17 protein-coding genes and 1 tRNA gene are annotated in these 24,042 nt (G+C 53.3%); 9 read left to right on the top strand and 9 right to left on the bottom strand.

Annotated elements, in window-relative coordinates; translation table 11 throughout:
- Nucleotides 1-117: 117 nt before the first annotated feature.
- Nucleotides 118-648: a GNAT family N-acetyltransferase gene (locus CFLAV_RS29330; protein ID WP_007418560.1), complete on the bottom strand. Its 531-nt coding sequence runs from the start codon at nucleotides 646-648 to the stop codon at nucleotides 118-120.
- A 177-nt stretch (nucleotides 649-825) separates the two neighbouring features.
- Between CFLAV_RS29330 and CFLAV_RS29335 the strand changes: the two genes are divergently transcribed.
- A tRNA-Gln gene (locus CFLAV_RS29335) sits at nucleotides 826-899 on the top strand.
- A 207-nt stretch (nucleotides 900-1,106) separates the two neighbouring features.
- On the top strand, nucleotides 1,107-1,616 hold the full coding sequence (locus CFLAV_RS29340) for a tetratricopeptide repeat protein (RefSeq protein WP_237712481.1): 510 nt from the start codon (nucleotides 1,107-1,109) through the stop codon (nucleotides 1,614-1,616).
- 121 nt (nucleotides 1,617-1,737) lie between these two features.
- On the opposite strand, the gene CFLAV_RS33400 is transcribed toward CFLAV_RS29340, so the two are convergent.
- Nucleotides 1,738-5,004 carry a DEAD/DEAH box helicase gene (locus tag CFLAV_RS33400; RefSeq protein WP_150107669.1) on the bottom strand — a complete coding sequence of 1,089 codons (3,267 nt, stop codon included), beginning with the start codon at nucleotides 5,002-5,004 and terminating at the stop codon, nucleotides 1,738-1,740.
- Nucleotides 5,005-5,101: 97 nt separating this feature from the next.
- Nucleotides 5,102-6,142 carry a UDP-3-O-(3-hydroxymyristoyl)glucosamine N-acyltransferase gene (gene lpxD / locus CFLAV_RS29350; RefSeq protein ID WP_007418563.1) on the bottom strand — a complete coding sequence of 347 codons (1,041 nt, stop codon included), beginning with the start codon at nucleotides 6,140-6,142 and terminating at the stop codon, nucleotides 5,102-5,104.
- 217 nt (nucleotides 6,143-6,359) lie between these two features.
- Here lpxD and CFLAV_RS29355 point away from each other — a divergent pair, with 217 nt between their 5' ends.
- On the top strand, nucleotides 6,360-7,523 hold the full coding sequence (locus CFLAV_RS29355; protein WP_007418564.1) for a Gfo/Idh/MocA family protein: 1,164 nt from the start codon (nucleotides 6,360-6,362) through the stop codon (nucleotides 7,521-7,523).
- A 114-nt stretch (nucleotides 7,524-7,637) separates the two neighbouring features.
- Nucleotides 7,638-10,049, top strand: coding sequence for a tetratricopeptide repeat protein (locus tag CFLAV_RS29360; RefSeq protein WP_007418566.1), 2,412 nt, complete (start codon nucleotides 7,638-7,640; stop codon nucleotides 10,047-10,049).
- A gap of 3 nt (nucleotides 10,050-10,052) precedes the next feature.
- On the opposite strand, the gene trpC is transcribed toward CFLAV_RS29360, so the two are convergent.
- From trpC to CFLAV_RS29375, 3 genes are all read right to left on the bottom strand, one after another.
- On the bottom strand, nucleotides 10,053-10,856 hold the full coding sequence (gene trpC / locus CFLAV_RS29365; protein ID WP_007418567.1) for an indole-3-glycerol phosphate synthase TrpC: 804 nt from the start codon (nucleotides 10,854-10,856) through the stop codon (nucleotides 10,053-10,055).
- Between the two features lie 6 nt (nucleotides 10,857-10,862).
- Nucleotides 10,863-12,006, bottom strand: a protein-coding gene (gene prfB / locus CFLAV_RS29370) for a peptide chain release factor 2 (RefSeq protein WP_192812817.1) whose coding sequence is annotated in 2 segments (ribosomal slippage) — nucleotides 10,863-11,936 and nucleotides 11,938-12,006 — 1,143 coding nt in all. Because the reading frame shifts where the segments join, the coding sequence is not laid out codon by codon here.
- 620 nt (nucleotides 12,007-12,626) lie between these two features.
- The gene (locus CFLAV_RS29375) at nucleotides 12,627-13,301 is read right to left on the bottom strand and encodes a hypothetical protein (RefSeq protein ID WP_007418569.1); all 675 of its coding nucleotides are present in this window, start codon (nucleotides 13,299-13,301) and stop codon (nucleotides 12,627-12,629) included.
- Nucleotides 13,302-13,537: 236 nt separating this feature from the next.
- Here CFLAV_RS29375 and CFLAV_RS29380 point away from each other — a divergent pair, with 236 nt between their 5' ends.
- Both CFLAV_RS29380 and CFLAV_RS29385 read left to right on the top strand, forming a co-directional pair.
- The gene (locus CFLAV_RS29380; protein WP_007418570.1) at nucleotides 13,538-13,774 is read left to right on the top strand and encodes a hypothetical protein; all 237 of its coding nucleotides are present in this window, start codon (nucleotides 13,538-13,540) and stop codon (nucleotides 13,772-13,774) included.
- 57 nt (nucleotides 13,775-13,831) lie between these two features.
- Nucleotides 13,832-15,370 carry a sigma-70 family RNA polymerase sigma factor gene (locus CFLAV_RS29385; RefSeq protein WP_007418571.1) on the top strand — a complete coding sequence of 513 codons (1,539 nt, stop codon included), beginning with the start codon at nucleotides 13,832-13,834 and terminating at the stop codon, nucleotides 15,368-15,370.
- Between the two features lie 189 nt (nucleotides 15,371-15,559).
- Here CFLAV_RS29385 and CFLAV_RS37965 read toward each other — a convergent pair whose 3' ends face one another.
- Together CFLAV_RS37965 and CFLAV_RS29400 are read right to left on the bottom strand one after the other, a co-directional pair.
- Nucleotides 15,560-16,606, bottom strand: a complete 1,047-nt coding sequence (locus CFLAV_RS37965; protein WP_007418572.1) for an LGFP repeat-containing protein — start codon at nucleotides 16,604-16,606, stop codon at nucleotides 15,560-15,562.
- A 58-nt stretch (nucleotides 16,607-16,664) separates the two neighbouring features.
- Nucleotides 16,665-17,387: a hypothetical protein gene (locus CFLAV_RS29400; RefSeq protein WP_007418573.1), complete on the bottom strand. Its 723-nt coding sequence runs from the start codon at nucleotides 17,385-17,387 to the stop codon at nucleotides 16,665-16,667.
- A 513-nt stretch (nucleotides 17,388-17,900) separates the two neighbouring features.
- Between CFLAV_RS29400 and CFLAV_RS29410 the strand changes: the two genes are divergently transcribed.
- On the top strand, nucleotides 17,901-19,100 hold the full coding sequence (locus CFLAV_RS29410; RefSeq protein WP_007418575.1) for an MFS transporter: 1,200 nt from the start codon (nucleotides 17,901-17,903) through the stop codon (nucleotides 19,098-19,100).
- 29 nt (nucleotides 19,101-19,129) lie between these two features.
- On the opposite strand, the gene CFLAV_RS29415 is transcribed toward CFLAV_RS29410, so the two are convergent.
- Nucleotides 19,130-20,533: an RNA polymerase sigma factor gene (locus CFLAV_RS29415; RefSeq protein ID WP_040550724.1), complete on the bottom strand. Its 1,404-nt coding sequence runs from the start codon at nucleotides 20,531-20,533 to the stop codon at nucleotides 19,130-19,132.
- A 287-nt stretch (nucleotides 20,534-20,820) separates the two neighbouring features.
- On the opposite strand from CFLAV_RS29415, the gene CFLAV_RS29420 reads away from it, so the two are divergent.
- A complete protein-coding gene (locus CFLAV_RS29420) occupies nucleotides 20,821-23,298 on the top strand; it encodes a choice-of-anchor tandem repeat GloVer-containing protein (protein ID WP_160164685.1) in 2,478 nt (825 codons plus the stop codon).
- An 89-nt stretch (nucleotides 23,299-23,387) separates the two neighbouring features.
- Nucleotides 23,388-24,042, top strand: a 655-nt coding sequence (locus CFLAV_RS29425) for a hypothetical protein (protein ID WP_007418578.1), incomplete at its 3' end; no start/stop codon positions are given.

The raw sequence follows: 24,042 nt of genomic DNA on the forward strand, positions 1-24,042 counted from the left end.
GTTCTTCCTCCCTAAGGGCCCGGTTTTTTCGGTCTCCACGTTCATCCGGTTTATGGCCTCCTTCCATTCTGGTTCATTTCCCCATTCCGGAAATTAATTTTGGCATTCGGTATAGGATTATTTTCCGGCACAACGCTCCAAAACCACTCGCACATCCTGCCATCCGTACGCAACTGCTGGCAGCCTTGCTCCCCCTACCAGCACCAGTTTCTCTGCGATCTGCTTTCCGCCCAACTTCTCATAGAATTGTCGTGCGGGGTTGCGGGTAAAAACCCAGGCAATCATTGAGAACATTTGTTCTTGAAGAAGTTTTTGGATCGCCTCGCAGATTAATCGACTTCCAATTCCTCTGCGATGGTATTCTGGCAGCAGATAAATGGCGTACAGCTCGGCTTGAAAATCCTGATTCGCTCCGCGATAAGCCCCTGCGGATGCGAATCCAACGATCTGATGCTCCTGGATCGCGACAAATACATGAATATTTCCACTTGGAGCCAGCCAGGAATCCCAATCCTTTTCGCGCTGCTGATGAGAAAGAGTTTCCAGATGAGCTTGGGGTACAAGCCCTGCATAAGTGCTTCGCCAGCAATCCACATGGACGTGTGCAATGCCGGCGGCATCGGTCCGTTGGGCCGGACGAATGTCCATGTTGCCTTATCATAACCAAAAACCAACGAGTTGTCAGCTCGAAACCGCGGAGTTCTCATCCAAGGGCCTAAAAACCCTGAGCAAACGCCCTTTTCGCGAAAACTAAAAGTTTTTGACGCGAAACCTGAAAAATTTTCTTTGCGCTTAGGCCTTCAGCCAGTTAATTTCACTCCGGTTTGTCCGATGGTGTAACGGTAGCACAAGGCCCTTTGGAGGCCTTTGTCATGGTTCGAATCCATGTCGGACAGCCATTTTTCCCAACCTAGCTCCTTGCTAACACCGCACATTTGAGCCATTAAGTCTCTTTCTCTCACTTCGAGAAGTGCCGTTGTAATTAGAATTGCAAGCAGGCGGAATAATTGTGACCTTTTCAATATAACGATAATCAGATTGCTTTTGTTTGGGTTTGTTGACGGAACGAATGTAAAATAATAGCAGTGAGCCAGGAAAATAAAAATTTGGATTATCCGGATCAGCATCACCTTCGGGCTGCGATCGGTTGGCTGGAGCTGGGAAATCCTACTGAAGCAAACGAGGAGTTGGACCAAATTTCTCCCTCCCTTCGTTCTGATCCTGACGTGTTGGAATTGCGTTGGGCCATCCTTGCCAGCGCCAAAAAGTGGGAAGCCTGCCTGGAAACAGGGAATGTTCTGGTTCAACTCGCTCCCGACCGCCCTACTGCCTGGAAACACCGTTCAGTCGCCCTCCACTTCCTCAAACGAACGCAGGAGGCTTACGAGCAGATGTCACCTGCGATTGACAAGTTTCCCCAGGATTGGGTTATCCGATATGATTTTGCCTGCTATTGTGCTCAACTCGGCAAGTTGGAGGAGGCACGGGCACAATTGCAGAAGGCATCAGAATTGGGAGACGCCGGGAAGGTAAAATCAATGGCTCTGGAAGATCCCGATCTTGAACCGTTATGGGCGGAGATCAGGGCACCGAAAAAGAATCTCGGTCAGGATTGAGTTCGAGTTACCAAACAGGACCCAGTTGCTCGAAGTTTTGCAAGTTTCATGCGATTGGAGCTGTACGAATTCCAAACACGCGAATCTACGCCATACTCTTGGAAAATTTGCCCTGCCGAAATTAATCCTCTGAGAAAAGGTATTCCAAATCCGTCTTGGTTAAGCTGCGGGCAAATCCTTCCTCACCCAAAACATCGGCGATGGTCTGGGCCTTGCTCTGCTGCAATTCCCAAATCTTTTCTTCCACCGTTCCCGGAGCAATCAAGCGATAGGCATTGACGGTATTAACCTGGCCGATTCGGTGCGAACGGTCGATTGCTTGCGCCTCAACCGCAGGATTCCACCAGGGATCATACAGCACCACGTAGCTGGCGTTGGTAAGATTCAGCCCCGTTCCTGCTGCTCGCAGACTCAGAAGGAAAACCGCAGCATTGGGATCGCTCTGGAAGGCAGCAACCACTTCCTGACGCTGTTTGGTCTGGCCGGTGAGTAAATGTGTCCGGATTTGACGCTGCTGGCACTCGGCTTCGAGAATCTTCAATACCTGCACAAACTGGCTGAACACCAGGACTTTTTGTCCATCCGTCAGGAGCGGGTCGAGTAACTCAAAAAGCGTTTCGGTCTTGCCGGATTGTGCGTCGTTGCCGACCAATTGTGGATGACAGCAAATCTGCCGCAAGCGCGTTAAAGCAGCCAATACATGAATCTTGCTCTGGCTAAGTCCCTTCTCGGCCACAGTCTGAAATACCTGCTCGCGACTGCGCCGCAATTCGGCCAGATAAAGTTTCCGCTGATCGTCGCCCAACTGGCAATCCCGACGCTGCTCAATGCGCTCTGGCAGATCCTTGGCGACGCGATGTTTCAAGCGGCGCAGCATCAAGGGGCGCAACTTCGCCGAGAGCCGTCGCCGGGCGATGCGCTGGGCATTTTCCGCATCTTCTCCACGGGGTTCGTACGTCTGCGCAAAGTGCTCCTGGTTTCCCAAATATCCGGGCTGCACGAAATCAACAATGCTCCAGAGATCCAGCAGGCGATTTTCCAAAGGCGTTCCGGTGAGGGCCAGTGTGTGGTCTCCACGCAACTGTTTCACCGATTGGGTCACCTGCGCCGTGGGGTTCTTGATAAATTGAGCTTCATCGAGAATCACTGCGCCGAACGCAAACTTCTGCAACGCTTCCAGGTCGCGCCGCAGCAAGGCGTAATTGGTTACAATTAAATCGTGCTGTGGAATCTGCTTGCGAAGGTTGTGTCTGGCAGCCCCACTCTCCAGAACCAATACTTTCAAATGCGGCGTGAACCGCTCAGCTTCGCGACGCCAGTTATGCAACACCGAGGCCGGACAGATTACCAATGAAGGCTTGGGGTTCTTGCTATTGCGTTCCCGCAGCCAGGCGATCCAGGTAAGTGTCTGCAGGGTTTTGCCCAATCCCATATCGTCAGCCAGAATCCCGCCGAGCTTAATTTGGGTGAGATGGCAAAGGAAATCAAAGCCCTCCTTCTGATAGGGGCGTAAATCGGCCTTTACCGAATCTGGAACATCTGTCGAAGGCGTTCCTTTGAATTCTTTCAGCCGTTCTTTGAGTGCATTTGCCTGTGGCGTGTCGCCAAACCGTTCCAACCCTGTTTCGTCCAGATGTGCAGCCTGCTCAATCCCAATGCGATGCGGCACAGGAATTAATCCGTCCACCCCCAAATCGGCCATGGCTTCATGGGCCGACTGTACGGCTTTCGAATCGAGTTCGACCCAGCCTGAATCCGGCAACTTGACGAAGCGGCCGGTCGCGGTTTGCAATCGCTCCAAATCGGCGGGTGTGAGCTTCATGCCTTCCTGTTCCCATTCCGCAGAAACGGCGAGCCAATCAATCCCGCTGCCTTTGACCACCACGCGCGGACGCAATTGACGGGGCTGGAGGAAGAGCCGATGAAACGACGGATTGCCAAGATATTCGGCATTGACCGGGCGATCCGGCCAGGCAACTGCCAGAGTGTTTAAAAAGTTTTCATTGGCATCTCCCACCCACAACCCGGGTTCTGGTGTGAACCAATCGAGTTGCCGAAGCCACTGGGTCACAGGCTCCAAACGCGGGTCGTCCAGGATTTCCGGCTTGTCGTTTGCGGACTTTCTAGGCTCGTTGGGTTGCCATTCATGCCCGTTCCAAATCCAGACACTGTGATCGCGATCGCTGCACGCTAGCAACCGCAGGCGCACGGTATCATCCAGCAGTTCAAAGACAAATTGCGGCATTGCCGGGTGCGCCACGCAAAGCTGTTCCCAATCCACTCCGGGAACGGAACGGGTTTTGCGCAACTGTTTCAACAGGCGATGACTTAGCTTGCGAACCGGCAATGAAGGCTTCTTGGCCCAATGCTCCAGCAGCAATGGAGGTGGGGCATTTCGCAGCAGATAAAAAGTGTTTGCGAGAAATGCGAGCGGCGGTCTTCCGGAAAAGAATTTAACCTCCGCCAGAGGATGCACTTCTCCACCAGGCAACGTCAGCCGATGGGTGAAGGAGAGTTCTGTCTCTTCATTTTCCAGGTGCGGGGTCAACTCTGCCACCTGCCCATGAAATTTCAGCGGACCATCTCCCTCGGCTGATTCCAACCGCATTCCGTGCCCCCAACGCGCCAGCCAATGCAATAATTCCTGATCCGTTAATATCAGCGTGGCGTCACCATCCTGGCGTTCAAATGGCGTTTGCGCCAGCCATTGAATGAACTCCCAGTCAGCCGGCAAAAATAATTCCTGTTCGTGCGCAGCTCGTGTCGTGAGTTCGATTAACTCTGCCAATGTCTTTTGCTTTTCCCCGGTGCGTATGCGGTAGAGATGGAATTGCACTCCCAACCGGTATCGGCTGGGTTGGTCGACATCGGGCTGCGTGCGGCAAATCACGCGCAAGGCAGCTCTCGGAGAATCAAGGTGCGTGGGTGTGGGCGGGAACAACCAGTTCTCCAATTGCTGAACCAATTTCTGCTCCTGCTCATGTTCTTCGACTTCCGCGAAATGATCCAGGTTGGCATTGGAAACCAATTCAGTCGGCAGCGGGCGATGCGCGCGGAGGAAAAGAAACGCCAGTTGTTCCAGCCGCGCCTTCCCCGTTGCGGCCATCAGGCGTGGCCACCAGTCCTCCCCGGCAAAGTCTTTGCGGGAGAGGGAAAGTTTCTCGAAATAATCCTCCAGCAACAGCCAGGCGCGCTGGGAGTCCGAGCAGGTGGAGAATTGGGTCAAAATGTCGGTACGCCCGGCGACGGCTGCTTTTGAATCAGCCAATTCCCGCCGGAGATCCGCGAGCGCACCATACGTCTTTGAGAGGACCGTATGATGTGCGTCGTATTTAGTTGTACTGGGGGAACGAACTCCGTTCCCGTTTCTTAACGAAACTTTTGCCATCTGATTAGTTGCCTGTGGGCAACGGTCTATCATGACGTCATAAAGACCCCCTTGTGGTCAATGAGAAAGCGATGAATTTCTACTACAAAACAAAAATTTATAGCTTGTCTTGTGAGCGCTCATCCGTACTTAACCCGAGTTTCTTCTCGATTTCCCGCACTCTGCGAAGCAGTGCCGGTAGCTGGTGAACGGCCACCATCTGGCGTTTTCCCTGGCGATCCGGTTGCGCGGGAGAGCCGATCCACTTCTCTCCGTCCTTGATGTCATGCATGACCCCGGCTTGTGCCGCCACGGTTACACGGTTGCCGATTTTCAAATGTCCCGCAATTCCCACCTGACCACCTAAAATAACGTAGTTACCCAGTTTGCAGCTACCTGCCACGCCGACCTGTGCCACTAACAAGCTGTGTTCACCAATGGAGACGTTGTGAGCAATCTGAACCAGGTTATCAATCTTCGTCCCCTTCCCGATCACGGTTGGCCCTAATGCCCCACGATCCACAGTCACATTGGCTCCGATTTCGACATCGTCACCAATGATCACATTCCCAATTTGCGGCACTTTGCGGTGGGCGCCTTCGTCAAACACGTATCCGAATCCATCTGAACCTATGACCGTGCCAGAATGTATGCGCACCCGACTGCCAATTTGAGTGCGTGAATAAATGGTTACATTTGGAAAAAAATTATTATCTTCACCCAGTTGTGAAGCTGCTCCCACATGATTGCCTCCTTGAAGCACAGTGCGCGCCCCAATCCTCACTCCCTCACCAATTACGCAATACGGCCCGATATGCGCCGTGGCATCCACCTGGGCACTGGGAGCCACAATGGCGGTGGAATGAATCCCCGCAGCAAAGGTTGGCTCAGGAAAAAAGAGCGGCAGAACCTTCGCGAAAGCAACTCTCGCATTCACCACGCGGATGATGGTCTTCAGCTTGGAACTGAAGTCGCCGGAAACGAGAATGGCAGAGGCAGCGCTGGTTTCCGCCCGCGCGAAATAAGTATCATTCTCCGCAAATGTCAGATCACCGGGTTGCGCACGATCCGCCGGGGCAAACCCCTTCAAAACAATGGAAGCATCGCCGCGAACTTCCCCTTGAAGGTGTTTGGCAATTTCAGCAGCAGTAAAAGACATAATAAAATAATTGATCAACAACCCGCTGGACGTCACACCTCATGGTGCGAACCAATCCCGTTGCTCTGGACCATCGCAAAATTCTTCCTAAAGCAGATTGACAGCGCCACTTTTTGCTGGCGGACCCCGGCGCCTCGCAAGAAGTCATCCGTTGACTTGAAAACGCTTGCCACTATATAAACTCCGCATCGTCTAATTCAACACCAACTTTACTTTTATGGCTAATACATTACGGGTCGGCATGATCGGGTATCGGTTTATGGGGAAAGCTCACTCCAACGCCTGGCGTCAGGCACCGCATTTCTTCCCCCTTAAAGCGAACGTGGAGCTGCACACCATTTGTGGCCGTGATGCCGCCAACGTAGAAGCAGCCCGCAAGCAATTCGGCTGGCAAAACGCCTCGACCGACTGGCGCGCTGTGGTTAATTCTCCGGATATCGACATCATTGACATCAACACCCCCAATGATTCCCACGCCGAAATTGCCATCGCGGCTGCCAAAGCCGGCAAACACATTCTCTGCGAAAAACCCCTTGCTCTCAACGTAAAGCAATGCGACGAAATGGTCGCTGCCGTGAAGAAGGCAAAAGTGGTGAACATGGTGTGCCATAACTATCGCCGCATTCCCGCAATCGCCCAGGCCAAAAAAATGATCGAGGAAGGCACCCTGGGAGAAATCTACCATTACCATGCGCGTTACGCGCAAGACTGGATTGTTAACCCCGACTTCCCACTGGTCTGGCGCCTGCAAAAAGGCGTGAGCGGCTCCGGCACTCACGGCGATATCAATGCTCATATCATCGATCTCGGCCGTTACCTCGTCGGCGAATTTAAGGAGGTTTGTGGTCTCATGCACACCTTCATCAAGGAACGCCCCCTTATGGACGCCGGCGGCAAAGGCCAGGGCCTCGCTGCCAATTCGGGAAAGAAAATGGGCAAGGTCACGGTCGATGATACAGCCCTGTTCATCGGCCGCTTCAAGAACGGCGCCGTCGCCAACCTCGAAGCCACCCGCTTCGCGCTCGGACGCAAAAATCACATCGAGATCGAAATCAACGGTTCCAAAGGTTCTCTCCACTTCGATTTCGAAGACATGAACCGCCTCAAGTTCTTCGACAACACGAATCCTGCCGATCGCATGGGTTTCCGCGACATCCTCGTCACCCAAGGCGGAGGCGTTCATCCGTACGTTGGCCAATGGTGGCCTCCTGGTCACATCATCGGTTATGAACACACCTTTGTACATACCATCGCCGATTTCATTAACGCTTGCGTTGAAGGCAAATCCGTCCAACCCACCTTCGAAGACGGTCTCAAAAATGAACGCGTGCTCGAAGCTGTCGAAGAGTCCGCCAAAAAACGGCAATGGGTGAAGGTATAGTCCCCGCTACCAGAGACTTAACATTGAAGCCGCCCACCGAGGGCGGCTTTTCTGTTTACACGCTCTATTTTCCTTTTGTTAAAGGTGGCTTTCTGGCATGGATTGTCAGCTGAGATGGACTCTCAAAAGCAAAAGCGTCAATTCTGGATCGTTTGCCTGGTTTTGGCACTGGGCTCTTTCATTATTTATTTTCAGCTCTTGCACAATGGCTTCATAAATTACGACGATCCCGACTATGTAACCACCAATCCTCATGTCAAAGCAGGTATCCGGGCTTCAAACCTGTTCTGGGCTTTCACCACAGGTCACGCTTCCAATTGGCATCCTTTGACCTGGATATCGCATATGATCGATTCCAGTCTCTTTGGAGCAAACCCGACTGGCCACCACCTCACCAGCTTGCTCTTTCACATCGCGAACGCACTGCTACTCTTTGCTTTTCTGAACCGCACAACCGGGCTTCTCTGGCGTAGTGCCTTCGTGGCAGCCCTTTTCGCCTGGCATCCACTTCATGTCGAATCCGTTGCCTGGATTGCGGAAAGGAAGGATGTCCTAAGCACCTTATTTTGGCTGCTCACGATGATCGCCTATGTTCGCTACGCTGAAAAACCAGACCGAAAAAAGTATTTGCTGACGCTCCTTCTTTTCGCTTTGGGACTACTCTCAAAACCCATGGTGGTCACCTTGCCTTTTGTTTTGTTGTTAATGGATCTTTGGCCACTCAACAGAGTTATCCTGTTCAATCCGGGACCTGAATCGACTACCTCACCAAATGTCCCGACAACCGCCAAGGCTGTCTGTCGTCCGATGAACTGGAATAGGCTGCTCTTGGAAAAGGTACCGTTTCTTCTATTATCAGTAATTTCATGCGCAGTGACATTTTATGTCCAAAAAAGAAGTGGCGCAGTCGCTACTTTGGATAGGATCTCCGTTCTGCAACGCTTCGACAATGCTCCCGTTGCCTATTTCCGGTATGTCTGGAAAATGGTTTTCCCCACCGACCTCGCCGTTCTCTACCCTTTACAAAACTGGACCGCACTGCAAGTCATCGGCAGCGTCATATTCCTGTTGATGGTGTTGAGCGCGGTCATGTTCAAGGTGCGTCGGTATCCTTATCTGCTCGCGGGTTGGCTCTGGTTTGTAGGTACTCTGATACCGGTCATTGGTTTCGTCCAGGTGGGAATGCAGTCCATGGCAGACCGCTATACCTACATTCCCTTGATTGGATTGTTCATCGTTGTGACATGGGGGATTTGTGAAATGGCAGCCAGCCTGAAACTTCCAAATTCCCTGATCTCTAGCGCAGCTGTTTTGATACTGATTTCCTGTGGAGTTTTGACCGCATCTCAACTTCAAATATGGCAGAATAGCGTAACGTTGTTTAAACACACCCTCGATGTAACCAGGGACAATGTAATAGCCCGCGAAAATTTGGGCTTTGCCTATCATGAACTCAAGCAGTATGACGAGGCCTTCAACGAATTCAGCGCGGCTCTCAAAATAAATCCCAACGAACCTCATGCCCTCCTGGGAATGGGAATGCTCTGCTCCGACAAAGGCGACTATCAAAAGGCAATCGAATATTTCAACGCCGCCCTCAAAAATAAAATCCCACGGTATGCCGTCACGCGCCTTCTTTTGGGCAACGCACTTTTCGATCAGGGAAAGCTTCCTGAAGCAGCCGATCAATATAGGGAAGCATTGCGCGTGGAACCCGATTTGCTGGATGCCAACCATCGATTGGGATTGGTCCTGTTTAAATTAAATCTTACCCGCGAGGCCATCAGTTATTTCAACGCCGAACTGCGTGTGGAATCTGACCTGCCGGACACCCGCTACCTTTTGGGTGAATGTTACAAGAAGCTGGGCAACCTCACCGCCGCCATCGCTCACTATCAGTCCGCCCTCGAAATAACGCCCGACTTCATCCCGGCCCGCCAACAATTGGGGATTCTGCTGGCTCAACAGGGAAATACCTCGGAAGCACAAAGACACTTTCAACGCATTGTGGAACTGCAACCGACCAATGAACTTGCCCATTTTTCCCTTGCAGCCACCTTGGAGTTACAAGGGAAACTCGATGAAGCAGCAGCCCATTTTTCCCAAGCCGTCCGCCTCGCACCCACCGATTATGAGGCTCTTAGAAGACTGGCAGGCATTTTCGTCCGCCAAAGGCAATTCGGCCCTGCCATCCAAAACCTGCGCTATGCTGAAAAACTCCAACCCGACTCTCCCAAGATCTTGGCCAATCTCGCATCGTTGCTTGCCTCCTGCCCCCAACCCGAACTGCGCAACGGTCCTGAAGCCCTTCAATTGGCCCAAAAAGCTTACGAGCTCAGCGACAAAAGCCTGACGTTTCTCTCCATCCTCGACGTGGCCTATGCCCGGATCGGACAATTCGATGATGCCATCAAAACCGCGCAAAAAGTTCAAGAACAAGCAGTCGCAAATAATCAAAGGTCCTTGGCCGATGCCGCCGCGCAACGTCTCGAACTCTATCGCGCCGGCAAAGCCTACGAACAATAATAATCAGACTCCCAGCAACTCCGCTGCCTTGCCTTTGATGTCCCCGTGCTTGACCAGCGACTCGCCCACCAATATCGCTCCCGACCCACACTTCTCCAATCGCTCCACATCCGCGCGCGTATGAATCCCGCTCTCGGCCACTAATAATTTGCTCTGCCCACCCGTCGCACTTCGAAGTTTCGCGGCCAATCTCTCAGTCGTTCCGAGATCCACTTTGAAAATTTTCAAATCTCGATTATTCACGCCCACCACGATTGCACCCGCCGCCAGCGCCCGATCCAATTCAACTTCATCATGTACTTCAACCAACGCCGTCAAACCTGCCTGCGTCGCCAGCTCATGAAAGTGTTTCAACTGCGCATCACTCAAAATCGCCACAATCAATAAAATCGCATCCGCCCCCCATTCAATCGCTTCCAGAATCTGCCGCTCATCAATGATAAAATCCTTGCGCAACAACGGCAGCTTCACCACTTCGCGAATTTGCTTTAAATACTCCAGCGATCCTTGGAAAAACTTCTCATCCGTCAAGACCGACAAACAACTCGCACCAGCAGCTTCGTACGCCTTCGCGATCCGCACCGGATCAAAATCCTTGCAAATCACACCCGCCGATGGCGACGCCTTTTTGACCTCCGCAATCAAAGCCACCTTGCCCAACTTCGGCTTTCGCAAAGCTCCCGCAAAATCTCTTGCGCCCCCGCGCGCCTGCAACGCCGCCTTCAGGTCATCTGCCAAAATGTTCCGCTTCGGAAGCCGCGCAATCTCCACCTGCTTCTGCTCCACAATGGTATCGAGAATGTTCATGCGCTCCTATTCCTCCTCATCCCGCACACCCGCCATTCGTTTGCTCGGACACCCGGCCCGCAACCAGCCATTCACGTACGGATCCAAATCACCATCCATCACACCCTGCACGTCGCTCGTCTCCACGCCCGTGCGCAAATCCTTCACCATGCGATACGGCTGAAACACATAGCTACGAATCTGGTTACCCCACGACACACTCCCCTTCTCACCGTAAAAACGCTCCATCTCCTGCTTCTGCGCATCCAAACGCTGCGCGAAAATCCGTGACAACAACAACTTCATCGCCGTCGCGCGATTCTGATGCTGCGAACGCTGCGTCTGCGACGCCACCACCAACCCGGTCGGTATGTGCGTAATCCGCACCGCCGTTTCCACCTTGTTCACGTTCTGACCACCCTTGCCGCCGGAACGAAACGTATCCACATGAAATTCATTCGGAGGAATCGCAATTTCTCCCTCCTCCTCGATTTCCGCAATCGCATCCACGCTCGCAAAACTCGTGTGCCGACGCTTATTCGAATCGAACGGCGAAATCCGCACCAACCGATGCACCCCGCGCTCCGCCTTGCAAAAGCCATACGCATTCTCGCCGGAAATCAGCAGCGTCGCACTCTTGATCCCCGCCGTTTCCCCCGGCAGCGCATCCGTCACCTCCACCTGCCAACCGCGCAATTCCGCCCAGCGCTGATACATCCGCAGCAGCATGTTCGCCCAATCACACGACTCCGTCCCACCCGCACCCGCGTTGATGCTCAGGATGCAATTGTTCTTGTCGTGCGGACCGTTGAGAAAAACCTTCAGTTCGAGATTCTCGAGCTCCTTGTTAAAAACCACCAGTTCGCGGTCCACATCGTTCTGATACTTTTCCTGTTCCGCAGCCGGTTCAGCCTCGGCCAGTTCGATCATTACCTTGTAATCTTCCAGTTGCTTCTCCGCCTTCAATAGCGGCTCAACCTTCTTGCGCAACGAATTCGATTCATCAATCAACTTTTGCGCCTGATCACGATTGCTCCAGAACGACTCCCCCGCCATCAGGGAATCCAGCTCACCTAATCTTTTTTGTACGTTGGCGACGTCAAAGAAACCTCCGTAAGTGGGCCAGTTTCTCGCTAACGTTGGACAATTCAGTTTTGGTAACTTCGAACATGCGCACAACATAATGGACACCGCCCCAGGAATCCAGATTTGATTCAACAAACTGCCCCTTGCATTCCCACCCGCCAACTCCCCTTCATCCAATTGTTTACTCGTAGCATCACAACGTAAGTTGGATCAAATATGCCCCCACTGACAACCAACCCGCAGCTCGACTCGCGCACGCGGCCCGGCGACTCCACTCCCACGCACCAGCAAACAATTGATGGTGGAATGACGCTTCGCCGGAATTCTAACCTCGTCGGAGATCCTACTTAGCCCATCGAGGGTTTCCGCGCACGCGTCCCGCGACTCACCAACACCCACCACTCTCCTTCATCGCATAGAGACTCAAACTTCCCCACCACGACGCCGGAAGAACTCCTTTAAATTGGGCATTCCCTTGTTCGAAACGCCATTTCCGCTTACAGATCAAGGCGAAACGGTGCAGAACTGCTAATATTGCACTCAACTCGCTTGAGACAAACCGGCGCCCCTCTTAAGACCCATTTGGGCCGGCCTGATTATAGCAACTGGTCCGCAAAAGAATCCCCGCTTCGGCCTGCGATTCCAAACAATTTGGATTGCCAACCCCTACGGGCCCACAAGACAGCACCTTCAAGAACCTGGTTCCTAACTAACTCTATTCCAAACAACATATCCTTCTAAATCATACGCACCAACGACTATCGTCCTGGTGCTTCTTGCAATATCTTTCAATTGAAAGTCATTAAATTCATCACTGGATTTCAAGAGATCAACTTGTTCCGGGGAGACACTTGCCAGTAATCCAATATGCAATGGGGCTTTCGCTTTCCTAATAATTTCCAGAATTTCGGTTTCGTTACTTGTCGAGAAAAGGAGGTGGTAGACTTCATCGCTATTACCTTTAACATGGCAACCTATGAGGTCTTCAAATGGATCAAATGACCTACGCAATGAATCCTCAAATAAACAAACATGGCCTGGATCAAGTTGTAAAAACTTGTGAATCAGCCGAGCTAACTCAGGGTCTGAGTCCGGGATACGAGAAATTTTCAGTCCAGTTTTAATCCCATCAGCGCTGCTTAATGGTATTGGTGGCTGAGAGACGAGCTTTCCTCCGGTGTCGAACTGCACCGCAGCCTCCTTTGTCACGGGTGCAGCCAATAAACAAAAGGTTTGTCCTTTTTCAATGTCAAATAAATGTAGCAGCTCATGAGACAGACTTCTTCCCAAGTCTAAAGACTCCGTAACATAACGAGCACCTTCTGCCCCCAGGTTAAATTCATTGGTCTGCATTCCGTTGCTTGGCAACCATAGATCCATCCTCAAAAATCCGCCACCAAATACCTAGATCAAAAGAGGACAAACCCATTTTAAATTGTGAGTGGACGCTTGGTTAGCTCGCACTCGAAGTCAATTTCATTTGTCTTCCCAACACTGAGTAAAAACCATCACTTAGGTTTGCTTTATTTACGATCAGCTGTCGAAGCACTATGATCGCCCCCGAGAAATGATTTTGCGTCTGAAATTTCCAAGCACGGAGTCAGAATCCCTTCATCATGATTCTTAAAACATTTTCACGCTGGCTGATGATTCTCCTGGCCATCCCCGCAGGTTTGGCTCCCGGTTTTTTCGCCGGATCTGCAATCGCGTCTCGCATTCTTCATCTCCAAGGAAAAGGCCACTCCCATAACGACATGTTCACCGTGGTCACTTCAGGCATGCTCGGTGCCGCAGTGATCGCCGTGTTATTCCCCCTTGTCGTATGGTTTCTAACCAGACAACGCAAAGCTTGAGCTTTGCATGCTGCAAACATTTTCTGTCCGGTTTCCCCTGCTTGCGGCGTCTGTTATATGAAGATGATGTTGGACGACCACCAATTGCTCGCGCAGTTCGTGAACGGCGATTCTCAGGACGCCTTTGCGGAACTGGTCGCGCGGCATTTGAACTTCGTCTATTCCGCCGCGCTTCGACAGGTGCGCACAAGCCAGCTTGCGGAGGATGTCACGCAGATGGTCTTCATCAATCTGGCTCGCAAGGCAAACTCCCTGCCCCGCAATGCCGTGCTGGCCGGATGGCTTCATCGCGATACCCGCTACACCGCGCTCGACCTGCTGCGTAAGGAACGCCGCCGGCAGGCGCGCGAACAGGAGGCCCTGGCCATGAACAATCTGCATCCCGATCCCACGCCCGATTGGGAACAACTCCGTCCGCTGCTCGATGCCGAGCTCGACCAACTCGCCCCCGCCGACCGCGATGCACTGCTGCTCCGTTTCTTCGAGCAGCGTTCCCTGAAAGACATCGGGATCGCTCTTGGCTCTGGCGAGGACGCGGCTCGCAAGCGTGTGACCCGTGCGCTCGATAAACTTCACTCGTCGCTCGCCCGCCACGGCGTCACCACCTCCGCATCCGCACTTTCAGCGGCCATCATGGCCAATGGCGTTCAGGCCGCACCCGCCAGCCTCGGTTCAACCATCGTTTCCACTTCGCTGGCGGCCGGTCTGACCGGCGCTGGCGGCGTCACAGCCTTTAAATTCATTCAAAGTCTTGTTATGACCAAACTCAAAGTCACCCTCATTGCAGCCACAGTTGCCGCAGGAATCGTCACCTCCATCATTCAATCGAAAGACAACCGTGAGCTGCGTGCCGAGAATCGCGCCTTGCAGGAACAAAACCAGTCGTTGGGCGAGTTGCGGAATGAAAACGAGCGGCTTTCCAATCTGGTGGCACGAGCCAATCAATCCGGATTGGCCAGGGATCAATTGTCTGAGTTATTGCGCCTGCGCGGAGAAGCCACGCGGCTCCGGAACGAATTGAAAAATGCCCCGGCGATCGCCCAGGCGTCAGCCCCAAAACCAGCCCCGGCATCAACCAATAATGATTCCCTGAAACCGTTCACTGCAAACTTCACAGCGCGTGTGGGCAACGGCCAAACGCTGGTGACAGGAGGTTGGTCCATCACACCCGGCAAACGCACCTTGCTGATTACGACACCGACAATTCACGAGGATGGCGGACCGACACGGGCGGTCCTAATTCAATCAATGGTGCTCGAAATTTCCGAGGAATTAATGGCACAGTTTGGGATGGATCAGCTCAAAGTGGATGGTCAGGAGAGTTCGCATCAAATCCTGCTCGAATCTGCGGCTGCCACCAACCTGATAAATGAACTGAAGAAAACTGAAGGAGTATCGATCCAAAGCGCACCACGTGTATTAACACGCGCTGGAACTGCAGCGACAATATCCATAGTCAGCAACCAACCCAACCGGACCACACCCAACTATACCGTCGGCATGACGCCGAATGTCACCACGGATGGGTCAGCCGTGGATTTATCCTTCGATGGCCAGATAGTCCCGCCCAATATTTCATCCTCAACCGCGCAATAAGAGCCGGAAAGAAATTTAACTGCGAGCCCGAACCGTTCTGGGATTTCCCTCGCCACGCCCAAGCGGGGAGAGTGATTAAGGGTGAGGGGTTCAGAGTTCCTCTGCCCGAATCAAATCATCTCCGGCAACCGCTGTAAAAAAACAACGCCGATACTCGCGTATCAGCGTCGCTCGTCTGTGTGAAATATTTTACGGGCTCGTCGTCTGCCCCGTTGTCGAGTTGAAGGTGATCGTGCCGTGCTCGAAATCGCTCCGGCGTCCCACGCTGACGGCATACTCATCACTCGTCGGGTATCCCAGCGGTCCCCGTTCCCAACCTTGATTCGCCCAGAAATCACGAATGGCCCCATGCACTTCATGCGCCCCCAACGCTGGTGTCCAATAGATCGATCCACCCTGGTTGTTGAGTCGCGGGTTCTTGAAATGATTATACCGGCCAACCCCGTCAGGCGTTCCCGTTTCATCCGTCACCGGGTATCCCAGGGCACTTGTTTCCCAACCCAGCGCCTGCCAATGATCGCGAATCAACCCATGGATCGACCAGGCGCCATAAGCGGAGGTCCAGTAAATCGAGCCGTGGTTGGCGAAATGATTATATCGGCCAATCCCGTCCGGCGTTGTCGTTTCACCAATCAGTGGTCCGCCTAGCAGGGAATCACAACCACCCATCCCATCATAATGCACCTTGATGGCCCCTCCCACCAACAGGTAATTGCAATCGGGCTCCCAATTATACGTGACCTCCACCCAATCATTATTGACCATCCCCAAATCATCCCAAAACGTTCCGTCCGCCAGGTCAATGCCCGCGGGATTGGCGACCACTCTTCCAAACTCATCATGCCCGCCATTATAACCATTCTGGTAGGCATCCTGTGACTCCGGCAAACCGAGCGGCACGTTGCCGAATTCCGCCCGCGGGGCATGCCAATAATTATCCTTCGTATTCCATGGTCCAATGTCCCACACTGGCACACCGGTGACTGTTCTCCCGTTTCCAGGATAACGAATATTCACCGTATAATTGCGGCACCCGTTGCAATTGAGCACCGTTCCCGAAGGCAGGGCGCAAAAATGATCGCGTGATGCAATGATATGGCCGTTGGCCGTTTGACCGCCCACCAGGCCTTCGCGCGTGGCGTAAACCCGGTAGGTGGCTGCGAATGCAGTTAAGGTGAGACTGTTCAAGAGCAGTAATACGCCTCCTGCAATGAACCATGATTTTTTGGTTTTCATTCTGTTCTCCTGATGATGGGTGCTGGTTGATGCGTGGATCGGCTTGTTTTCCTTCCACTCATTGGGATGGTTTAGGTTCGCTGCTGACGGAATTGCTGTCTTGGGCCAGTGGCACTGCCTTCGGCACAGTATTCCTGGTTTCCATCGTGACACTCGTGATTTGCGGGCTGCTTGCGGAATCGTTCGCAAAAAAAGTCAGCTTGTACTGCAGGCTCAGGGCTGGCGCATCCAACATGACCGGCTTCCCCAGAGATTCGGCGTCGATCTCGGTCCAGGTAGACCAATTGCCTTCCGGTGACCGGGTGCGAAAGGAAAACTCCAGGGCGCTTCCTTCCGGAATGGTGCCTTTGTAACTGGGCGTCACCATGTCGAACGTGGCCGGAATATCCTCCGGGAGGGAATGGAATAGTCCGAAGAGCTTGAACTTACTCTGGAAGGTGGTCGGAGTCGTGTCGTTGCCTAGATGAATGCTGCCATCCACCGCTGTGTTGTCGAATTGTCCTTTGGCAAAATCCGTGCTGGTGTGGATTATCGTTTTGTCCCCCGTTTCCTTCTGGCCGGCATCGCCCTGCGTTGCCAGAACTACCGCTGGCGCCGCCTCGAGCTTTGGAATCTCTGGTTGGCTCACCGTTCGCTTTTCCTTTAGAACGGGCGCGACATGTTGCACCTCATTTCCCGGCAGTGTCACTTCAGGCTTGGGCAACCCGGGAGGGCGTTTCAAAAAATAAAGACAACTCGCGGCGATGCCAGCCACAAGAATGATGACGAAGAATTTCTTCATAGATGGGTGAGTCAGAGTTTAGTGAACACTTCCTCAGGAACACGACCCTGGAGCTAACGAATCAAAACCTGAATCTTGCTCAAAAACCATCGACGACCAGCTCAAGTGGCTGCGGACGTAACGCGCGTTTTGCGCTCATAAATTGGAAACTTCTATGGGATCGGGCTGGAGTTAGGTGGCATTGATGCCGGAAACATCTTACTGAATAACCTCTCATTAGTCGCTTACATCTTCATGTGACACGCTTTGAAGCAGGAAGGGCAACGAGAATGGATGAGAACGCCAATTTGTTCACCGGCCAGCACGGAAGCATTCGAATCATACAATGGACCAGCTTGCCTGAGCTGGCCCCGCCGCCTATACCGAATGCCGAAAGAAATTTCCGGATGGCGGGAGGGATTTTGGAAGGTAGCATGTTTTTTTTACCATCGACTCTGGACATTTGATAGTAATCTCCAACGTGGTTAACACCCATTCATTCGCAATTCGAAACTTGAAACTCCACTTTTGATTGTGTCTTCACGCCCCCCTCATCCCGTCTTGATTGCCCTGCTCGCCATCACCGCCGGCATCACTGTCGCAAACATCTATTACTGCCAGCCCATCCTCGGTGCCATCGCTGGAACTTTCCATGTCAACTACGGTGCCGCTGCCCGGGTCGCCACCTGCACTCAACTCGGCTATGCCCTTGGACTTCTACTGCTGGTTCCCCTGGGCGATATCTTCGAACGTCGTCGTCTTATCGTGACCTTCACTGCCGCCTCAGCCCTGGTGCTTGTTGCCGTTGGTAATGTCCCCGGCCTGCCCCTTTTGGTTCCGCTCAGCCTGTTGCTTGGCACCATCAGTATCACTCCTCAACTCGTTGTCCCCTACTCCGCAGGTCTGGTGCCGGCGGAAAACCGTGGGCGCGTCGTCGGCATCGTCATGAGTGGACTGCTTATCGGCATTCTCCTGTCACGCACGCTCAGCGGATTCCTCAACACGCTGGTCGGTTGGCGCGCTGTTTATTTCATCAGCGCCGGAATTGTTTTCGCTCTTGCCATCTTGCTGGTCTGCGTTCTGCCCAAACAATGTCCCGAGGAACAACGCAACCTCCATTACGGACAATTGCTCGCCTCCCTGCTCCACCTCATTCGCACCGAGCCCATCCTCCGCCGGCACGCCCTCATCGGCGCATTCAGCTTCGCCGGCTTCAGCGCTTTCTGGACCACCCTCGCCTTCCATCTCGAAAGTCTCCCCGGCAAATACGGCAGCAGCACCGTAGGCATGTTCGGTTTATTCGGTGCCGCAGGTGCACTCGCCGCTCCTTTGGCCGGACGCCTCGCCGACCGCTACGAAGCCCGCCTCGTCAATGGTGCCGCGCTTCTCCTTATTATTCTCTCCTTCGCCGTCATGGGATTTGCGGGAACCTCTCTCGTCACGCTCGCCATCGGTGTTATTTTGATGGATGCCGGAGTCCAGGGCAGCCACATCTCCAACCAAACCCGCATCTACGCCCTGCACCCCGCGCTGCGCAACCGCCTCAACTCCGTTTACATGTTTACCTATTTCCTTGGCGGCTCGCTCGGCTCTGCCATCGGCTCCTGGGCCTGGACTCATTTCCGCTGGCCCGGCGTCTGCGCCGTCTCCGCCCTCTCCGCCACCCTCGGCCTCATTACCCTCTTCACCCTCCACCCTGCCAAACCGCTCCCGAAAACCAAGGCATCACTCTAAGTAAATACACCTGTCACTTTCGGCAACTCTTACTGAGCAGCCCGACTCTCCTCCGTCCTCTGGATATGCTCATTCTCATACGCATCAAAGTTTCCATCCGCCGCTTTATGAAGTTCGGCATGACCATCCGCAAAACCATATGTCTTGAACCAGGCACCATCCGGACTTTGCCAGGCCTCCCGCTCCCGCAGCACCATCGTCTCGGAAGGTTTGGCAATATCTTTATTCAGTCCCTTATAAAGAATCTCAAACTGATTCGTGGTTGCAGCCGTTGCGTATGGGTCACCATCACTTAAGTAAGGCAGAACCTGCTGAAAGTTGGTTGGATATTGCCCGTCATTATCGCCGACAAACTCCCTGAGCGTCAGCACCCATTGTTGGCTATGGCTCAACTTCGCATATTTCTCCAGCTGAGCCTGCTCTTCAGCACTTTTCTGCTGCGGTTCCTGCCGGGCAGTCTGGGCCTTTTTCTCTTCCACCTTGGCCGCTTCAGCCGCTTCTTTCCTAAGCCTTCCCACCTCACTCCGCAACCGCAGCAACTCTTTCAACTGATCCTGGTTCAACCCCGGTTCGGTTTTCGGCTGCGCCGCCAACCGCGCATTCTCCGCCCGCAACTGCTCCACTTGCGCCGCCCGCTCAGCCAACGTTCGATTCTCATTGCGCAACTTTCCATTGGCTTGATATTGCCAAACCGCTGCTGCCAACAAACCAGCCACCACCGCTGCGGTCGCCACCTTTAATTTCGTCATCGCCATAAGCTTTATACTGGTTATCGAAACACCGCCGCCCGCCGCCGCGCTGGCTAGCGCTGTTCCCGTCACCGATGCCGCCAGGTTGACCGGCGCCGAACTCACCCCCTCCGCTGTCAGCATCGCCGCCAACGCCGCACTGGAAACCACCACCCCCCTTTGCTTCAAATGCATCCGCAATTTCTCCAACCCGCGACTCACCCGCTTCTGCGCCGCATCCTCTCCCACCTCCAAGGCCACCGCCACCGACCGAAAATCCATCTGCTTAAAAAATCGAAGAACAATTGCCTCCCGTTCCTTCTTGCCGAGCTGCTCCATCGATTCCTCTAGCAACGGCGCAATTCCTTTCCAAGTCGATTCATCAGAGGCCATGCTCATCTCCACTGCAATGCGTTCACGTGCTTTCCGCCGCTGCTCACCGCGCACCACGTTCGCCGCCGTAAAGCAGGCATGTCGATAAAGCCAGCCCGCAAGTAAAATTCCCCGCGGCAAACCGTGCGCCTTCCGCGCCAGATCCGCAAAGACGGTCTGCGTCACATCCTGCGCCATGTGCGAATCCCCATTCAACATCCGCAATGCCGCCGAATAAACCAGATCGACATGCCGCCGCACCAACTCCCCAAAAGCCGGCTCAGAACCTTCCTCCGCATATCGGCGCAGCAGTTGTTCATCCTCGCTCATCATCACCATCTACATACCAGAACCCGCCGAAAGAGAAAAACCGACATTTATTTTGGAACACTGCCATCTCCCGTGCTCAGCCGTTGCCAGCAGCCGACAAACACGCCATTGCCCAAAAACAGGACAGTCACTTCTGACTAACTCCTCTTCAGTCCGCTCTGCCCAACGCGATTTGGTCGCAATTCCTGTGAATAAACTACATCGTGCAACTTTCTTCGATGCGCTATGCAAATGGCCAACAAACTGCTCACCTTGTCCCGTTAAAATTGGAAGGAACCCTTACACCAATAATGCAAACACAGGTTAATCGCGAACCAACGAAGCGCGCCTCGGGCGTATCACTCAATCGCAGGCTGTATTCAATTCCATTTCCATCAATTTATCACCTCGCACTTTTCAGCCTCGTCACTTTTCTCCTCAGCCCCGCCACGCGAGCTACCACCTTTGAAGAGATTTTCGGTTTCGCTCGCGATGCCGCCAATCCCACCGACAGCCTGATTCAAGGTACCAATGGTGATTTCTACGGCACCACCATCGCCGGCGGCACAGGCGGACTCGGAACTATTTTTAAACTAACCTCCACCGGCCAACTCATCACCCTCGTCTCCTTTACCGGTGCCAACGGCTCCTACCCTCGTGGCACTCTCGCCATGGATGATGCCGGGAATCTTTTCGGCACCACTTACGCCGGCGGCAATTCCAACCGCGGAACCATCTTCGAACTGACCACCACCGGAATACTCATCACCCTGTATCACTTCGGTAATGGCCCAGCCGCCAATCCATACGGCGGCCTCGTCCGTGGGACAAATGGCAATTTCTACGGCACCACAGAAACCTACGGTTCACTTTTCCAGATCAGTCCCGCCGGCACGTTTACCAATCTTACCTCCTTCTTTGGTCTCCGTGGCTTTTCGCTAAACGGCAGCCTGCTTCCCTCAAGTGATGGCAACTTCTATGGAATGGCTGGAGTCAAAGCTTTTTCACAAACGGGCGGAATGTGCTTTCGGCTTTATCCTGACGGCTCTCTGGATTCGCTTTTTCAATTTAGTGGGACCAATGGTTATAGGCTTTACAGCGATCGACCTTACGGCGGCCTATCGCTCGGTGCCAATGGTAAACTCTACGGCACCTCCACCAGCGGCGGCATGAGCAACCTGGGCACCATCTACTCGCTCACGAAGGACGGGGCGTTCACACAAATCTCCGATTTCACTGGCACAAATTGGCATCCACAGGGTGCCTTCCCATTTTCCGCGCCAGCCTTGGGCAGTGACGGCAGAATGTATGGCAGCACGGTCGCAGGCGGCCAGTTCAATCAGGGCACCATCTATACCGTGGATACGAATGATTTCGTTGCGTTTCTTTTTTCATTCTCCGGCACAAACGGTTCACAACCTTACGGACGATTGCTCCCCGCCAGTGATGGCAAACTTTACGGCACCACCCGCTCTGGTGGTGCATACAACTCCGGCACAGTTTTCAGCCTTACCACCAATGGACTACTGGACACCCTAGCCTCTTTTCCTGCCCCCGCTTCAGTTCAAACCGTACCTTATCTAATCCCGGGCAGTGATGGTCAGGTATATGGCACCACGCTCAATTTGACCAATAGGACAGGAACACTTTTCCATATCGGCCCTGATGGCTCTCTGTCAACTATTGCCTCCTTTCCATCTACTGCTGGCACAATTCATGGTCCGCTTGCTCGAGCCAACGACGGGAATTTTTACGGCACCACCTCGGATGGTGGTAGTAATAATGTCGGCACCATTTTCAAGCTGAGCACCTCCGGCTCCATCTCACAACTCTTCTCCTTTTCAGTCACGAATGGCGCCAATCCCTTCTCAGGTCTCATCCAGGGTGCCGATGGCAATTTTTACGGCACGACCAGCACCGGCGGCGATTCTAACGATGGAACAGTTTTCAAAAGCACCCCGGATGGCATCCTCACGACTCTTGCCTTTTTCTCCGGCACCAACGGCGCGAATCCGTACGCGGGACTGCTTCAAGGCAGTGACTGCGCGTTCTATGGCACCACCAGCAGTGGCGGTGACAGCACCAACGGAACAATTTTCAAAATTACTGCCGATGGGATTCTCACAACTCTTGCCTCTTTCTCCGGCACCAACGGCGCGAACCCGTACGCCAGTTTGATTCAAGATCGCGATGGAAATCTTTATGGCACCACCACCGCTGGGGGCATCCCCGGCTCCGGATCTTATGCGTCCGGTTACGGTACCATCTTTGAACTCACCACAAATAACGACCTAATCACTCTCTTCGCTTTTTCCGGCACCAACGGGAACACCCCTTTTGCTCCTCTTTTTCTCACGGCTGACGGCTCATTATACGGTACTACTGCATGGGGCGGACCGGACGGCGCTGGCACGGTTTTCAAACTTACAAACTCTGGAGATCTCGTCACACTACATTCCTTCTCCTTCACCGACGGCGGAAATCCTTACGGCGGTCTCGTTCAGGGCAGCGATGGTTATCTCTACGGCACCACAACAGCCAGTGGTGGTGGCAAGCCGGCCATCTTCCGCATTTACGAATTTCCTGTGTTGCATTTGAATTTTCTGGGCAATCAAATTCAGCTCGCGTGGCCATCCTCTGCCACGAACTTTCAGCTCGAATCCAGCTTTGATCTCTCATCCTCAACCAACTGGATTGCCGTGCCGACCATGCCTTTCACCAATGGCTTGCAAGTGATCGTTCCAGAACCTGTTTCCACCATGAAATTTTACCGGATGAGGAAACCATGATCAACCGCTCATCCCAACGTTTGAATCTCCCTATGAGAGTGAATCACGTTTTCGTTCGCACGCTTCGAGTGCTTGCCTGATGGTTCGCCATGCTCTGGCTTTCCAACCATTCCACTTTCGCGGCTGGCTCCGCCCTGTCCGCTCTCGATGCAGACCGCCCCAATGATCATTACCGTGCCGCCGCTGCCGCCGAAGCTGCCACGGAAAAAGTGCTTTCCCAAATGTCGACCGATTTCCTTCAATCTGGCGATGCCCGGGTTTCCACAAACCTTTCTCTATACCGCTCTCTCCGACCGCTCAACACCGATAACGCCTACTGGACAAACTATTCCTTCTCCAGCCCTGACAATGGATCGACAGGAACGAGCGTAACTAACCAGCAACCCTCGCAGTACGCAACCTTTGCTGGCCAATTCCAGGGTCTATCGGGTTATCAATCCATTTACGAAATTGCTTCCAAAGCTCAGCTCGCTTCCAACCCTGGCATTTCATCCACCACCACTCAACTGGTTGCCCCGGAATCAATTCCTCTCTTCGAATTCGCCATCTTTTATAATCTCGACCTCGAAATCAATCCTAGCCCTAACATGATCATCAACGGTGGGGTCCACTCCAATTCAAACCTTTGGTCGATTCCTACAAGCACTCTGGTCTTTTCGAACGGCGTCACCGCAGCGGGCGGCATTTATCGCACCAACAGGCCGGGAGACCCAAGCAATCGCGGCATTAGCAATCCCAATGTCA

The sequence above is a fragment of the Pedosphaera parvula Ellin514 genome, assembly GCF_000172555.1.
Classification (GTDB): domain Bacteria; phylum Verrucomicrobiota; class Verrucomicrobiia; order Limisphaerales; family Pedosphaeraceae; genus Pedosphaera.

Bases quoted from the DNA above. Each gene is read 5' to 3' on its own strand.
- CFLAV_RS29330 (WP_007418560.1), bottom strand. From the start codon at position 648: ATGGACATTCGTCCGGCCCAACGGACCGATGCCGCCGGCATTGCACAC.
- CFLAV_RS33400 (WP_150107669.1), bottom strand. From the start codon at position 5,004: ATGGCAAAAGTTTCGTTAAGAAACGGGAACGGAGTTCGTTCCCCCAGT.
- lpxD (WP_007418563.1), bottom strand. From the start codon at position 6,142: ATGTCTTTTACTGCTGCTGAAATTGCCAAACACCTTCAAGGGGAAGTT.
- CFLAV_RS29355 (WP_007418564.1), top strand. From the start codon at position 6,360: ATGGCTAATACATTACGGGTCGGCATGATCGGGTATCGGTTTATGGGG.
- CFLAV_RS29360 (WP_007418566.1), top strand. From the start codon at position 7,638: ATGGACTCTCAAAAGCAAAAGCGTCAATTCTGGATCGTTTGCCTGGTT.
- trpC (WP_007418567.1), bottom strand. From the start codon at position 10,856: ATGAACATTCTCGATACCATTGTGGAGCAGAAGCAGGTGGAGATTGCG.
- CFLAV_RS29375 (WP_007418569.1), bottom strand. From the start codon at position 13,301: ATGGATCTATGGTTGCCAAGCAACGGAATGCAGACCAATGAATTTAAC.
- CFLAV_RS29380 (WP_007418570.1), top strand. From the start codon at position 13,538: ATGATTCTTAAAACATTTTCACGCTGGCTGATGATTCTCCTGGCCATC.
- CFLAV_RS29385 (WP_007418571.1), top strand. From the start codon at position 13,832: ATGAAGATGATGTTGGACGACCACCAATTGCTCGCGCAGTTCGTGAAC.
- CFLAV_RS37965 (WP_007418572.1), bottom strand. From the start codon at position 16,606: ATGAAAACCAAAAAATCATGGTTCATTGCAGGAGGCGTATTACTGCTC.
- CFLAV_RS29400 (WP_007418573.1), bottom strand. From the start codon at position 17,387: ATGAAGAAATTCTTCGTCATCATTCTTGTGGCTGGCATCGCCGCGAGT.
- CFLAV_RS29415 (WP_040550724.1), bottom strand. From the start codon at position 20,533: ATGATGAGCGAGGATGAACAACTGCTGCGCCGATATGCGGAGGAAGGT.
- CFLAV_RS29420 (WP_160164685.1), top strand. From the start codon at position 20,821: ATGCAAACACAGGTTAATCGCGAACCAACGAAGCGCGCCTCGGGCGTA.